This window comes from Pusillimonas sp. MFBS29, assembly GCF_020687695.1.
Classification (GTDB): Bacteria; Pseudomonadota; Gammaproteobacteria; order Burkholderiales; family Burkholderiaceae_B; genus Pusillimonas_C.
Map to the genome: position 1 here is coordinate 100485 of NZ_JAJEWL010000009.1, position 14985 is coordinate 115469.

Annotated in this window: 12 protein-coding genes; 5 read left to right on the forward strand and 7 right to left on the reverse strand. The window is 58.7% G+C overall.

Annotation, left to right across the window (positions count from 1 at the left end):
• Positions 1 to 89 precede the first annotated feature (89 nt).
• Positions 90 to 1955, reverse strand: a complete 1866-nt coding sequence (gene mnmC / locus LKR43_RS13920; RefSeq protein WP_227684761.1) for an FAD-dependent 5-carboxymethylaminomethyl-2-thiouridine(34) oxidoreductase MnmC — start codon at positions 1953 to 1955, stop codon at positions 90 to 92.
• Positions 1956 to 2041: 86 nt separating this feature from the next.
• On the opposite strand from mnmC, the gene LKR43_RS13925 reads away from it, so the two are divergent.
• The 4 genes from LKR43_RS13925 to mgtE all read left to right on the forward strand — a co-directional run bounded on the left by LKR43_RS13925 (position 2042) and on the right by mgtE (position 6043).
• On the forward strand, positions 2042 to 2890 hold the full coding sequence (locus tag LKR43_RS13925) for an inositol monophosphatase family protein (RefSeq protein ID WP_227684763.1): 849 nt from the start codon (positions 2042 to 2044) through the stop codon (positions 2888 to 2890).
• Positions 2891 to 2922: 32 nt separating this feature from the next.
• Positions 2923 to 4125, forward strand: coding sequence for a M20 aminoacylase family protein (locus LKR43_RS13930; RefSeq protein WP_227684764.1), 1203 nt, complete (start codon positions 2923 to 2925; stop codon positions 4123 to 4125).
• Positions 4126 to 4211: 86 nt separating this feature from the next.
• Positions 4212 to 4550: an acyl-CoA thioesterase gene (locus LKR43_RS13935; protein WP_227684821.1), complete on the forward strand. Its 339-nt coding sequence runs from the start codon at positions 4212 to 4214 to the stop codon at positions 4548 to 4550.
• 14 nt (positions 4551 to 4564) lie between these two features.
• Positions 4565 to 6043, forward strand: coding sequence for a magnesium transporter (gene mgtE, locus LKR43_RS13940; RefSeq protein ID WP_227684766.1), 1479 nt, complete (start codon positions 4565 to 4567; stop codon positions 6041 to 6043).
• Between the two features lie 56 nt (positions 6044 to 6099).
• Here the strand turns inward: mgtE and secA are convergent, their stop codons facing one another.
• On the reverse strand, positions 6100 to 8826 hold the full coding sequence (secA, locus tag LKR43_RS13945; protein WP_227684768.1) for a preprotein translocase subunit SecA: 2727 nt from the start codon (positions 8824 to 8826) through the stop codon (positions 6100 to 6102).
• 91 nt (positions 8827 to 8917) lie between these two features.
• Positions 8918 to 9883: a M23 family metallopeptidase gene (locus LKR43_RS13950; RefSeq protein ID WP_227684770.1), complete on the reverse strand. Its 966-nt coding sequence runs from the start codon at positions 9881 to 9883 to the stop codon at positions 8918 to 8920.
• 39 nt (positions 9884 to 9922) lie between these two features.
• On the opposite strand from LKR43_RS13950, the gene LKR43_RS13955 reads away from it, so the two are divergent.
• The gene (locus tag LKR43_RS13955) at positions 9923 to 10396 is read left to right on the forward strand and encodes a DciA family protein (RefSeq protein ID WP_227684772.1); all 474 of its coding nucleotides are present in this window, start codon (positions 9923 to 9925) and stop codon (positions 10394 to 10396) included.
• Between the two features lie 31 nt (positions 10397 to 10427).
• On the opposite strand, the gene lpxC is transcribed toward LKR43_RS13955, so the two are convergent.
• The 4 genes from lpxC to LKR43_RS13975 form a co-directional block, all read right to left on the reverse strand.
• Positions 10428 to 11351: a UDP-3-O-acyl-N-acetylglucosamine deacetylase gene (gene lpxC / locus LKR43_RS13960; protein WP_227684773.1), complete on the reverse strand. Its 924-nt coding sequence runs from the start codon at positions 11349 to 11351 to the stop codon at positions 10428 to 10430.
• Between the two features lie 263 nt (positions 11352 to 11614).
• On the reverse strand, positions 11615 to 12787 hold the full coding sequence (gene ftsZ / locus LKR43_RS13965) for a cell division protein FtsZ (protein WP_227684775.1): 1173 nt from the start codon (positions 12785 to 12787) through the stop codon (positions 11615 to 11617).
• 166 nt (positions 12788 to 12953) lie between these two features.
• Positions 12954 to 14180 carry a cell division protein FtsA gene (gene ftsA / locus LKR43_RS13970; RefSeq protein WP_227684823.1) on the reverse strand — a complete coding sequence of 409 codons (1227 nt, stop codon included), beginning with the start codon at positions 14178 to 14180 and terminating at the stop codon, positions 12954 to 12956.
• Positions 14181 to 14186: 6 nt separating this feature from the next.
• Positions 14187 to 14978, reverse strand: coding sequence for a cell division protein FtsQ/DivIB (locus LKR43_RS13975; protein WP_227684777.1), 792 nt, complete (start codon positions 14976 to 14978; stop codon positions 14187 to 14189).
• Between the last annotated feature and the right edge of the window lie 7 nt (positions 14979 to 14985).

Below are 14985 nucleotides of genomic sequence, written 5' to 3' on the forward strand. Positions count from 1 at the left end.
ATAAGCATTCAAAAGCCATTATTTTGACGGATTTGGGCTATAAAATAAAATCGCACGTATTTATGCACCTTAAGAAATTGATGGAATGGTCAGCGGGGAGCAATTTTTCGCATCAGCTCGCGCTCCAGGGGTAACGGTTCGTGGTTAAGACGGGCGGCTATCAGATCACCGGCTAATGGCGCCCAGGTCAGGCCGCGCGAACCGAATGCGCAAGCCAGCCACAAACCCGAAGAGCCAGGAACCTGACCAATAACAGGCAGACGATCACTGACTGCTGCACGCCAGCCGGCCCATCCTTTGGCTGGTACCGGCCCAACTGCGGCCTTTTGCACATTCAATAACACACTCAGCTTGTTCATGACGTCTTGGTGCCCTTGTGCCGTTATTTTACTTGTGGCCACGTCGGCCATATACGTACTGCCGCCCACATGGAGACCATCGACAGCCGGCAGACAATAACCATCGCCAGCGACAATGGCGTGCGGCCAGCCTGGCTGGTTGGCCGCAAAGTAACTGACCTGCCCGCCCAATCGATGCATGGCGCCCACCTTGGGCATGGCACCCAGGCCTGGCGTGGCTGCCAACAGCGCAGAGGCGTGCCATGCATTGGCCAGCACCACACTGGAAGCACTGGCCTGCACCCGCCCGTCGGCATCGAATGCCAGCCACTCCCGACCCGCGTCGTTATAGAGCAAACGACTGACTGAGCTATCCCTACAGTATACCCCGGGCAGGCCCAACAAAGCGTGCAGCAAGGCCTCGGGCTGCACTCGTTGTCCGGCTGAAAACCAGAGGCCGCCCCAGGGCGGTTCCACACCGGCCAGTTCTTTTGCCTGTGCCCCTTCTACCCAACTGACCCAGTCAGCGGGCAAGCGCAAGGTTTCAAGAGCCAGCCGGCGATCCGCCGCATGCTGGGCGTCGGTGGCCACCTCAAGCGTTCCGCAGCGCAAGGGACGGGCAGGCTCGGGCAAGCCCTGCCAACGCTGCAGGGCACGCAAGGTGCCCGCCCGGCTCAAGCGTGCGCGAATATCATCGTCACGACTGATGACCGGCGTGAGTGCAGCGGCAATATGACCCAGATGGCTGGCTCCCAACCCCTGTGCGAATACAGGATCGAACACCTCGACTTCGTGCCCCCGCAAGGCGAGCGCCTGCGCGACGCCCGCACCCGCCAGCCCACCACCGACCACCAGAACCTTGTCACCACGCTCAGCCTGGCCGCCCTGCCGGCCCATGCCAGGCCGCAAGGTGGCCACCGTTATTTCGCGCTTGCCGCCATAGCCCGGCACCTTGGATACCAGGAAGCCCGCATCGCGTAATCCGCGACGCATTTCTCCGGCACAGCACCAGCTTGCCGCCGTGGCGCCCACATTCGCCATGCGTACCAACTGGCCAAACAGATGGCGCGTCCACATTGCCGGATTAACACGCGGCGCAAAGCCATCCAGGAAATAGGCATCGACATGTGCCGAGACTTGTCTGGCGAGGCGCTCCACTGAACCAAATGCCAGTGTCAGAGTAACTGCCCCGCCATCGAGTTCCAGCCGGTGCAGGCCCGGCAGCAACGGCGGCCATGCCGCCAGCAGTTCGCTGGCAAGCGCCTGCTCCGCCGCAGACAGGCTCTCTTTCCAGAAGGCCTGCATGTGATGGCTGGCAAACGGATGCAGTTCGAACGACACCATATGCAGCCGCCTGGATCTGTGCGGGTCCTGGCGCCAGGCCAGCCACAGCGCCAGAAAATTATGCCCGAGCCCAAATCCCGTTTCGCAAACGGTAAAGCTGGCTTTGCCGCGCCAGCGTCGGGGCAGATCGTTGCCGTGGAGGAATACACGCCGGGCCTGCTCGAGGGCCCCCCATTGCGGGTGGTATACATCGCCAAAACTGGCGCTGACAGGCACGCCACGCTGATTCAGTTCCGGCTGAGCCGGTATCAGCGGTTCATAGTTGCTGGACATACAGTTCGGTGCAATAAATATAAGATACCATCACGTACAATGATACGTGAGCAAATCCGCTCCAGTTGACCAATTACCGTACAACAATGCCATCAACCCGTCTTCCTCTCAGCGACTACCTCGACGCCGCAGTCACTGCAGCCCACGCAGCAGCAGCCATCCTGCAAGCCTACTCACACAACCGCGCCGAACTGGTCATCGACAAAAAAAGTCGCAATGATCTGGTTTCTCAGGCTGATCGCGAAGCCGAACAGGCGGTTCTCGAGATCCTGCGCGAACGTACGCCCGAGCTGGGCATCGTGGCCGAAGAAAGCGGCGGACAAACCTCGGGGGCAGCGACCTGGTATATCGACCCACTTGACGGCACCACCAACTTTCTTCATGGCATTCCGCAATATGCCGTGTCGATTGCACTGATCGCACACGCAGGTACCCTGGTCGACGGAGACACTCCCCTGACCGAAGACACGCCCGTCATTGGGGTGGTATACGACCCCAATCGCGAAGAGATGTTTACCGCCATGCATGGTGTCGGAGCCTGGCTGAACGGGCATCGCATCACGTGCTCGCAAACCGAGGTTCTGGCCGAATCCGTTCTCGGCTCGGGTTTCCCTTTCCGTGACTTCTCGTTTGCAGACCAGTACATGCCAACGCTGCACGAAGCCATCAATACCACGCGCGGCGTACGACGCCTGGGCGCAGCTGCGCTTGACCTGGCCTGGGTGGCTTGCGGACGCTACGACGGCTACTGGGAAATGGGGCTGGCCCCCTGGGACGTCGCAGCCGGAACAGTCATTGTGCGCGAGGCCGGCGGCGTTTGCGAAGACATGTACCACCGCACCCCATGGCCCATAAAAGGCTATGTGTATGCCGGCAACACCCACACCGCACCTGCGCTCGATGCCATGATACAACCGCATCTGAAGAAAGAATAACTTCACAATAGAAAGAAAAACAGGAGACAAGCATGAAACTCGCTGAAGCGATTGTGGGCTGGAAGTCCGAAATCACTGATATCAGGCGCGACATCCACGCTCATCCGGAACTGGCCTACGAAGAAGTGCGAACCGCCGATGTCGTTGCCGCGAAGCTGGAGTCCTGGAACATACCTGTACACCGTGGACTGGGCGTTACCGGAGTGGTAGGCACCATACATGGCAGAACCCGCAACGGCAAAGCCCTGGGACTGCGCGCCGACATGGACGCCTTGCCCATGCAAGAGGCAAACACCTTCGAGCATGCCAGCCGCAATCCGGGGAAAATGCATGCTTGCGGCCACGACGGCCACACGGCCATGTTGCTTGCCGCTGCGCGTTATCTGGCTGAACACCGTGATTTCGACGGCACTGTGTATGTGATTTTCCAGCCGGCAGAAGAAGGTCTGGGCGGTGCCAAGGCCATGATAGACGATGGCATGTTCGACCTGTTTCCCATGGATGCCGTCTTCGGCATGCATAACTGGCCAGGCATGGACGCAGGATCATTCGGACTGACCGCCGGCCCCATCATGGCCTCGAGCAACACCTTTGAAATTGTCCTCGAGGGCAAGGGCGCGCACGGAGCAATGCCGCATCTGGGTGCAGACCCGGTCATGGCCGCTGTCCAGCTGGCCCAAAGCCTGCAAACCATCGTCACCCGCAATCGCCATCCGCTGGATCCTGCCGTCATCAGCATTACCCAGATACACACTGGCTCGGCCGATAATGTGATTCCCAACGACGCCACGCTGCGGGGCACGGTACGCACGTTTTCCGATGACGTCCTTGACCTCATCGAGAACCGCATGCGCGACATCACCGAACACACCTGCCGGGCGCTCGACTGCACGCCAAGCTTTACCTTTTTGCGCCGTTATCCTCCCACGATCAACCACGAGCCCGAAGCGGCCTTTTGTGCGCAGGTGCTCGGCGGCATTGTGGGCGAGTCCCAGGTCGATCAGTCCGTCACACCCTCGATGGGGTCCGAAGACTTTGCCTTCATGCTCAAGGAAGTACCGGGCTGCTACATCTGGATAGGCAATGGCCAGGGCGATCATCGCATCGCCGGTCATGGCCTCGGTCCTTGCATGCTGCATAACGGGAGCTACGACTTCAACGATGACCTCATTCCCCTGGGGGCAACCTATTGGGTCGAGCTGGCCAGGCAATGGCTGGCCAATCCCACTCGTTAAACATTTCGGGAGCCACCTTCTTGAACGCCAACACCACCACTGTGTTACCACCACCAGAACGGCACGCCGTACTGCGCGTCACGCCCATGCCCGCCGACTCGAATATCCACGGGGATGTCTTCGGCGGCTGGATCATGGCCCAGGTCGACATAGCGGGATCCATTCCCGCGACTCGCCGCGCTGCCGGGCGGGTAGCCACGATTGCGGTGAATTCGTTCACCTTCAAGCAACCGGTGTTTGTGGGCGATCTGTTGAGTTTTTACGCGGAAATCGTGAAGGTCGGCACCACATCCGTGACCGTATCGGTCGAAGTCTATGCCGAGCGCCAGCGCCTGGAGCTCGAGGTCGTCAAAGTCACGGAAGCCATCCTGACTTACGTTGCGACCGATGACCAGCGCAAGCGCCGTCCACTTCCTCCTGCCTGAAACCAAGGTTGACCATGCCGGATTCCCCAGTCCAGGCTGAAAGCGTGCCGATCACCATACCGCGCCGCCTTGATCCTGAAGACGCACAACTGGCTTTGCAGCAGCTGCAAACCATACTTAAGCGACAGGAAGTCGTAGAAGCGCTTGCGCGTCGTCAATTCGAAGAGGACAACCGCTCGAACCTGCTCGAAGGACTGCTGCACCGACAGCACGAGAACGAGATCAGGGCCATCATCAATCATCTGCACCCCTCGGATATCGCGTTCATCCTCGAGTCGCTACCGGTGCAGGAGCGGCAGGCTGTCTGGCAGCTGGTCAGCGCCGAACACGACGCCGATGTATTGCTCGAAGTTGACGACTGGGCCCGTGAATCGCTCATCGAGTCCATGGATCACCAGGATCTGGTGGCCGCCACCGGCACCATGGATGCAGACGAGATTGCCGATCTGGCCGCCGACCTGCCGGCCGAGGTCATCAGCGAGGTCCAGAAAGGCCTGACCGATGCCGAGCGTGCTCAACTGATCGAAGCCATGGGCTACCCCGAAGACACGGTCGGGGCCATCATGGACTTCGAGATGGTGCGTGTGCGCGAGGACGTCACCCTTGAAGTCGTACTGCGATACCTGCGTCGTCTACAAGAGTTGCCCGATCATACCGACCAGGTCTTTGTGGTCGACCGGGACGACAAGCTGCAAGGCACTTTGCAGCTGTCGACCTTGCTGGTCAAGGATCCTGAAAACCTGGTCTCCACGGTGATGTCCACCGACTACCTGACCCTGAATCCGCTCGACTCCGACGCCGATGCGGCCGGAGCCTTCGAGCGCTATGATCTGGTGTCGGCGCCCGTGACCGATGATCAGGGCCGCCTCATAGGTCGCGTGACCATCGCCGAAGTGGTTGACGTGATGCAGGAAGACTCGCAGGAACAGGCCCTGTCCCGTGCCGGTCTTCAGGAAGAGGATATCTTCGCACCTGTGCTGGATGCCTTGCGCAACCGCGCCCCCTGGCTGTTTGTGAATCTGTGCACCGCGGCAACGGCTTCGCTGATTGCATCCCGTTTTGAGGATACGGTCAGCCATATCGTTATCCTGGCCTTCCTGATGTCCATCGTCGCCGGTATCGGCGGCAACTCGGGCAACCAGACCATGACCATGATTATCCGGGCGCTGGCCGTAGGACGCGTAAGCAGCCAGAACGCCTGGCAACTGGTCAAGCGTGAACTGACCGTTACGTTTCTGGTGGGGTTGTGCGGCAGTATGGTTGCAGCGGCATTCGCCTGGGCGATTTCAGGCTCGCTGGCCATTGCTGCAGTCATGATGGCCGCCATGATCTGTAATATGCTGATCGGCGCGGCACTGGGCGTGGTCATTCCCATGCTGCGCGATCGCTTTGGCAAAGATCCTGCAATGGGTTCGTCGGTGCTGCTGACCTTCGCCACCGATTCGTTGGGTTTCTTTGTATTCCTGGGACTGGCTACGGTTTTCCTGATCTAAAAGCGTGGATGCTTTCCCGGCCTTTGGATCAGGCCAGGAAAGCCCTGTACGCGGAATCAGGCAAGCTTGCCGTGGCAATGCTTGTATTTCTTCCCGCTGCCGCAAGGGCATGCATCGTTACGACCTACCTTGGGCACCTCTGCGCCTTGTGAAGCCTGGTTCAGCCCGGGGTCTTCACCACTAAGCGCGGCATCATAATCCGAATGGTGGTAAGTCACATTCTCGAGCTGGGGTTCGGGTTCTTCGACCTCGACCTGCTCGGACGACTGGATGCGAACATTCATCAGCGTACGCACGACCTCGTCACGAATGCGGTCCAGCATGCTTGAGAACAGCTCGAACGCCTCGCGCTTGAACTCTTGCTTGGGATCCTTCTGTGCATAGCCGCGCAAATGTATGCCCTGGCGCAGGTGATCAAGTGACGACAGGTGATTGCGCCAGTTGGTGTCGATGGATTGCAGCAACATGGAGCGCTCGAAGGGAGCCCAGCCTTCCCTGCCAACCAGATCGACCTTGACCTGATACAGGCGCCGCCCTTCTTCCAGAACCCGGTCCAGCAAATCGTCATCGGTAAGGCTGGATTCCTGCTCAAGCATATCAACCAGAGGCAAGGCAAGCTGCCATTCGGCTTCGAGTGCGGTCTGCAAGCCCGGTACGTCCCATTGCTCTTCCATGGTGCCTTCCGGGATATAGGACCGGAACTGCTCGCTCAGGGCGGCATCACGCAAATTAGCAATGGTATCGGCAACGTCGGTAGACTCGAGCACTTCGTTGCGCTGCGCGTACAGCACTTTGCGCTGGTCGTTGGACACGTCGTCGTATTCGAGCAATTGTTTGCGGATATCGAAGTTGCGTGCCTCGACCTTGCGCTGAGCCGACTCGATGGAACGAGACACCATTTTTGCCTCGATGGGCTCGCCCTCGGGCAAGCGCAGCCGCTCCATAATGGCACGCACCCGGTCGCCGGCAAAGATGCGCATCAGCGAATCTTCAAGCGACAGGTAAAAACGCGAGGAGCCCGGATCGCCCTGGCGGCCTGCCCGGCCACGCAACTGGTTATCGATGCGACGGGATTCGTGGCGCTCGGTACCTATGATGCGCAGGCCACCAGCTGCCTTGACGGCCTCGTTGGCAGGCGCCCACTCAGCCTTGATGGTGGCAATTCGCGCTTCCTTTTCCTCGTCGGTCAGGGATGCATCGGCACGCAACACATCAATCTGTTTCTCGACACTGCCACCCAGTACGATGTCGGTACCGCGGCCTGCCATATTGGTGGCGATGGTGATATGGCCAGGCTTGCCGGCTTCCGCCACGATTTCGGCTTCACGCGCATGCTGCTTGGCGTTAAGCACCGAGTGCGGCAGTTTTTCTTTGTTCAACAGGCCTGACAGCAGTTCGGAGTTCTCGATGCTGGTCGTACCGACCAGCACGGGTTGCCCGCGCTCGTGACAATCTTTAATGTCGGCCAGGATGGCGTTGTACTTCTCAGCGTCGGTCTTGAAGACCTGGTCGTTCTGGTCATTACGTGCCATGGGACGATTGGTCGGCACGATGACGGTTTCCAGCCCGTAAATCGACTGGAACTCGTAGGCTTCTGTATCGGCCGTACCCGTCATGCCGGACAACTTGCCATACATGCGGAAGTAGTTCTGGAAGGTAATGGACGCCAGCGTCTGGTTCTCGTTCTGGATCTTGACGCCTTCCTTGGCTTCCACCGCCTGGTGCAGGCCGTCGGACCAACGCCGGCCCGCCATCAGGCGACCCGTGAACTCATCGACGATAACGATTTCACCTTGCTGTACCACGTATTGCTGATCACGGAAGAACAGGGAGTGAGCGCGCAGGGACACCATAAGATGGTGAACCAGTGAAATATGACGCGGGTCGTAGAGGGATTCGCCTTCGGGCAGCAGCCCGACCTGAGTCAGAACCTCTTCAGCCCTGATTTGCCCGGCTTCTGACAAATGCACCTGCTGGCCTTTTTCGTCTACCCAGAAATCGCCTTCGGGCTCGGGCTCGTGCGGCTTGGGTTCGCTCGCCATGCGCGTAAGCATGGGCGGTACGACGTTCATGCGAGTATACAGATCGGTATTATCTTCGGCCTGGCCGGAAATGATAAGCGGCGTGCGCGCCTCGTCGATCAGGATGGAGTCAACCTCGTCGACGATGGCATAGAACAACGGACGCTGACGGCGATCTTCGGCGCGATACTCCATGTTGTCGCGCAGATAATCAAAGCCGTATTCGTTATTGGTGCCGTAGGTGATGTCGGCCTGATAGGCTGCTTTCTTTTCTTCGTTATCTTGCTGCGGCACGACCACGCCGGTGGTCAGGCCCAGGAAGGAGTACAACCGGCCCATCCATTCGGCATCACGACGTGCCAGGTAATCATTGACGGTCACGACGTGTACGCCCTTGCCGGCCAGCGCGTTCAGATAGACGGCAAGCGTTGCCATCAGGGTTTTACCCTCACCGGTGCGCATCTCGGCAATCTTGCCGCTGTGCAAAGCGATGGCGCCCAGCAACTGGACGTCGAAGTGACGCATGCCGAATACCCGCTTGCTGGCCTCGCGCACGACGGCAAATGCCTCGGGCAGAAGGTCATCCAGCGAGGCACCATCGGCAATACGCTGACGAAATCCGGCGGTTTTCGCTGTCAGCTCTTCGTCGCTGAGCGCCCCCATGGCCGGTTCAAGCGCATTGATTTGCGCGACCTGTTTGCGAAACTGTTTAAGTATGCGGTCGTTACGACTGCCAATTAGCTTTTTTAGCAGAGAAACCATTCTTGTTTCATCAATGCGAGCCTGCTACGCAAGGCGCAAGCCTACATGCCTGTATGGGTTGGCGGATACATCCGCAGGAAAACGATACAGTTTAACGCACCTTAGCAGTGACGGCTTGAGCGACTTTCGAGGCATCAGTTACCAGGTGTTCGGGCGCCTGCTGGTCGGCCAGAAACAGGGTAGGATCCAGCGGGTGTCCCGCCATGCGCACCTCAAAGTGCAGATGCGAGCCGGTAGACCGGCCCGTAGAACCGACTCGCGCAATAAGCTGCCCTTTCTCGACCAGATCACCAACCTTTACATTGATGGATGACGCATGGGCATAGCGCGTGATCAATCCATTGCCATGGTTGATTTCGACCAGCTTGCCATAACCCGTGGCGTAGCGGGCCTGCGTGACGACGCCGCCCGATGCTGCGCGAATGGGCGTACCTTTGGGCGCGGCAAAATCCAGCCCTTCATGCAAGGTATGGCGGCCCGTCACCGGATTACGGCGCCAGCCGAAAGAGGAGCTGAGATAAGGATAGTCGACCGGCATCAGGGTGGGCAGGCTGGCCTCGACCCCTGTACGCTTGGTCATGACCAGGTCCAGCATGGCGAACCAGTCTTTCTGTTCGGAAAGCTGGTGAGTCAGGATGTCGAGCTCACGCCCCAGTCCCTCGGCCGACCAGGAAGCCCCATGCGCCGTAGTGATATCATCCATAACAGGATCCAGGCTCGTCTGCTCGATGCTGGCCTGTACCTCGGGGTCGGTATAAGACACGCCTGCAACCTCGGCCACGCGCTTGCTCAGGCCGTCCATGGCAATAAGCTTGGCCTGCAAATCGCCAACCTTGCCGGCCAGCAGATTCACGTTCTGGCGCACATAGGCCGAGTCACGCAAGGCCTGTTCGGTAATGATGCGTTCCTGGTCACTGCTCAGCACGGGCTGTACGGTACGCTGCGATTGCACCCAGGCCCCTGCTACGGCCGAGGCACCCATGGCGCAGGCAACCAGCAAGCCAATAGCCAGGCCCTTGAATCCTTTAGCGGTAGAATCGGCAGATCGATTCCGCATAAACATATTTCCCACGTTTAATATCCATAAAACCCACGTATGACCAGACGCCATTCAGCTCCATCATCAGAAGCCACCGCTGCCGTCCTGGCAGTCAGTTGGCTGAGCGACGACCAGCGCGGCTCGCAGGTGTTGGCCGCTGCACGGGAACTGATCGCCGTGGAGCAGGCAGCAAAACAGGCCTTACCCCCTGCCCTGGCGGAAGTTTGCAAGGTGGCCCGTATAGACAGACAGCAAATTACACTGGCAGTTCCCGGCGCGGCACATGCCGCAAAACTTCGGCAAATAGCACCCCGGATCATCCAGTTGTTGAACAGCAAAGGTTGGAACCTTACCCAAATCAGCGTGCGGGTTCAAGCCGGACTGGCCAAAACCCGGACAAAAACGCCAAGCCGGGAGGTCGTGCCTCTGGACGGCACGGCCCTGAAGGCCTTTGAAACATTACATAGCGAATTGCGCCCCGGGCCGCTGGCCGATGCCGTGCAACGGCTGCTGCGGCATCATCAGGGCTAGCGCCTGGTGTCGGGCAGGTTCCAGATTGTGCTTAAGCGAACTTCCACTCTTGCACGAACGCCTTGGGCGCCGCAGCGGCTGACTCGTACGTGACGAGTTCCCAGGCGTCTTGTTGGGCGAGCAAGGCCCGGGCCAGCTGATTATTCAGCCCGTGCCCGGATTTGCACGCCACATATTTTGCCACTAGCGGCTTTCCTATAAGGTAAAGGTCGCCGATGGCGTCGAGTATCTTGTGTTTGACGAATTCGTCGTCGTAGCGCAGCCCATCGGAGTTCAGGACGCGGTATTCGTCCATCACGATGGCGTTATCAAGACTACCACCGCGGGCCAGCCCCGCAGCACGCAGGGCCTCGACTTCGCTGGCAAAGCCGAAAGTGCGGGCACGCGCAATCGTCTTGACATAGGAATCGGTTGCGAAATCGACTTCGGCAAAATTGGCCGTCGAGTCGATGGCAGGATGATGAAAATCGATGGCAAACGACAAGGCAAAGCCGTCGTAGGGTTCCAGACGAGCCCACTTCAGGTCATCGCCCTCGCCTTCGCTGACTTCAACGGTTTTCAGCACCCGCAGGAATTTCTTGGGCACAGCCTGTTCCTGAAGGCCGGCCGAACGCAGCAAATATACAAATGTGCCGGCGCTGCCATCCATAATGGGGACTTCTTCTGCCGTGAGATCGACGTGCAGGTTATCGATGCCCAGGCCAGCCAGGGCTGACATCAGGTGTTCGACTGTAGAAACGCGCACGTTGCCCTGCTGCAGTACAGAAGCCATGCGGGTATTGCCTACCTGGTCCGCCTGCGCGGGAAGGTCGACTACTTCGGGAAGGTCAACGCGATGAAATACGATACCGGTATTGGGCGCGGCCGGACGCAGGGTGATCTCGACCCGTCGGCCTGAATGCAGGCCCACCCCTTTGGTACTGATAACTTTCTGGATAGTGCGTTGACGTAGCATATTTTTATTCGGCAGTATGCGGCAGGGCTAAAAGCGCCAGTGCCATGAATCAAGCCTAGTTTAACCCGAATTGCGGGTTAACCACTAAATACTTCTGTTTCAACTAACTTCATGAACTGCATGCAAATTTTCGGCCAAAACACCCTGTTTCAAGCGCAACGGCGCATGGTTCCCGGGGAAGAAACCATGCGCCCTGGAGTACCGGCCCTGCTCAGGCCGGTATGGAGAGAGGCGAAACTTACAATTGTTTACGCTTCAGGCTATCAATCCGCCTGCTTGCGCAGAAACGCCGGAATGTCAAAGTGGTCCATGCCGGCAGTTTCAAGAGCGCGAACCTGGGCCGAAGCCTGGCTGCGCGGGTTACGTATCACGGCCGGAACGTCGGAGTTACCGTAATCATGCCCGGTCAGGGGCATATCGTCGGTACCCGTACGGCGCAGTTCTTCAGCAGAGCTGGAGACCAACTGAGGACGCGATGCGGCAGGACGGCCCAGGCCTGTGGCCACGACGGTAACCCGCAGGTTTTCGCCCATGGACTCGTCGTAAGCGGTACCGAAGACGATGGTTGCATCGTCGGAGGCGTAGCTGCGGATGGTATCCATGATTTCACGGGTTTCGCGCATTTTCAGTGTACGGCTGGCGGTGATATTGACCAGCATGCCGCGTGCACCGTTAAGGTCAACGCCTTCCAGCAAGGGGCAGGCAATGGCGCGTTCGGCCGCAACACGGGCACGATCAGCACCCGCTGCGATCGACGTGCCCATCATGGCCTGGCCTTGCTCGCCCATAATGGTTTTGACGTCTTCGAAGTCAACGTTCACATTACCTTCAACGTTGATGATCTCGGCGATGCCTGCGCAGGCGTTGTGCAGCACATCGTCAGCCGCCTTGAAGCAGTCGTCCTGGGTTGCATCGTCGTCCATCAGGTCGTACAGGTTTTCGTTCAGAACCACGATCAGCGAATGCACGTGCTTCGACAGCTCGGCAATACCTTCTTCAGCCATTTTCATGCGCTTGCCGCCTTCGAACGAAAAAGGCTTGGTCACCACACCTACGGTCAGAATGCCCAGTTCCTTGGCTACTTCCGCAACCACCGGACCTGCGCCGGTACCGGTGCCGCCACCCATACCAGCCGTAATGAACACCATGTTGGCGCCGTTCAGGGCTGCACGAATTTCTTCGCGAGCTGTTTCAGCCGAAGCGCGGCCTTGCTCAGGCTTGGCACCAGCACCCAGACCGGTGCGTCCCAGACGGATTTGAACCGGTGCCTCGCTGGTGGCCAGCGCTTGTGCATCGGTATTGGCGCAGATGAAATCCACACCATGTACACCCGAACGAATCATATGGGCCACGGCATTGCCGCCAGCGCCGCCTACGCCCACTACTTTAATGACAGTACCATTCGAGTTGGTATCGAGCATTTCAAAATTCATCATGATTGACTCCCTCACATTTCCAGAAAAGCAATAAATACAAAAATTCCCCAGTACAGCTTATTGTTTGGAATAGCCTCAAAAGAAACGCCAGCCCGAAAACTCGCATCTGATTTGAAACATCTCCAGGAGCGGGCTTATATCGCCCGCCCATCAGGGCCTGTCGACCCTAATTCATGAACCACTCCTTCATACGCGCCAGCAAGGTCTTGACACTGCCTTTTTGCTGGGCAACCTTGCGACCACGGGCGCGTTGCAAACGGGCTTCGGCCAGCAAGCCCATTACGGTGGAGAAACGCGGATTGTGCATAACATCGGCCAGACTGCCTTCGTAGGCAGGCACTGCCACACGCACCGGTTTCAGAAATACGTCTTCTGCCAGCTCGACGATGCCTGGCATCAGCGAAGTACCGCCGGTCAGGACAACGCCCGAAGCCAGCAAGTCCTCATAGCCCGACTCGCGCACGATCTGCTGTACAAAAGTAAACAGTTCTTCAATGCGCGGCTCGATCACAGCGCCCAGCGCCTGGCGCTTGACCTGGCGGTTGGGCCGGTCACCCAGTCCGGGCACTTCGATGTGCTCGTCGGCGCTGGCCAGAACCTGCTTGGCAATGCCAAAGCGCAGCTTGATCTCTTCCGCGTCCGGCGTAGGTGTCCGGAGCATCGCGGCGATATCGCTGGTGATCTGGTCGCCGGCAATGGGCACCACGGCGGTGTGGCGTATGGCTCCGCCCGTGAATATGGCCACATCGGTTGTGCCACCACCCACATCAACCAGCACCACACCCAGTTCCTTCTCGTCGGAGGTCAGGCAGGCCAGACTGGATGCCAGCGGCTGCAGGATCAGATCCTGCACTTCCAGCCCGCAGCGCCGTACACACTTGACGATGTTCTGGGCCGCGCTGACCGCACCGGTCACGATATGCACCCGTACTTCCAGACGCAGTCCGCTCATCCCTATGGGCTCACGGATGTCTTCCTGCGAATCAACAATGAACTCCTGTGTCAGCACATGCAGCACCTGCTGGTCGGTCGGTATATTGACCGCCTTGGCGGTCTCAATGACCCGGGCGACGTCGGTTGCCGTCACTTCCTTGTCCTTGACGGCCACCATGCCGCTGGAGTTAAAGCTGGTGATATGACTGCCTGCGATGCCGGTATAAACCTCGCGAATCTTGCAGTCAGCCATCAGTTCCGCTTCTTCCAGGGCACGCTGTATCGAGTTGACGGTCGATTCGATATTGACCACCACCCCTTTACGCATGCCCTGGGATTCATGCTGGCCCAGGCCCAGCACTTCAAAACGTCCTTCAGGCAATATCTCGGCCACTACCGCCACCACTTTGCTGGTGCCGATATCGAGTGCAACGATCAGGTCTTTGATGTCACGGGTCATAGTCATTTACTTCGAAGAGATACTGGAAACAGGGGCCAACGTAATTGCAAAACCGTTGGGATAGCGTAAATCTGCACTGCTGATGGCACGTCCATCGAGCCGTTCATTCAATTTGGGCCAGGCATGCACGAAACGCGCAATGCGGGCGGCAAAGGGCAAGGCGCCGGAGCGTCCGTGCGGGTCCGCGACATCGGCCGCCGGGTCACGCCCAAGACTCAGGCGCACGCCGTCAGACAGCTGCACTTCCCAGGCATAGCGCGGGCTGAGCGTTACTTCGTGCACACTCAGGTTAAGAGGGGCAAACCAACGGGCCAGCTCGGCATAACGCTGCACCACCAGCCGCTCCGAGCTGTCAGGTCCATTAAGCTGCGGCAGACTGGCATCGTCGGCCAGCTCGCCCTGGTTGGCGGTAAACGATTCGCCCCAGGTGTTGATCATCTGGTTTTCATTCCACAGGGCCAGAGGCTGCTGCTCTTCTATCTTCACGCTCAGGGCATTGGGCCATACACGGCGCACCTGAGCATGGCGCACCCAAGGCACGGTTTCTATCAAATGCCGGGTGTCATCAAGATTCACCGAAAAGAAATTGCCTGATACACGCCCCGCAATGCTGGCCTGCACCCCTGCAGCCGTCACATAGCTGAAGGCCTCGGACTGCAAGGGCTCAATCTGAATCGTGGAGATCGCAAAGTAAGGCCTTTGCGCCAGCCACACGACGGCGCCCGCAATCAAAGCACACACGGCCAGCAAAGCCAGCGTGTTTGCAATGAAGTTGGTCAGGCGCGCATCTGAAAACACAGCAGGC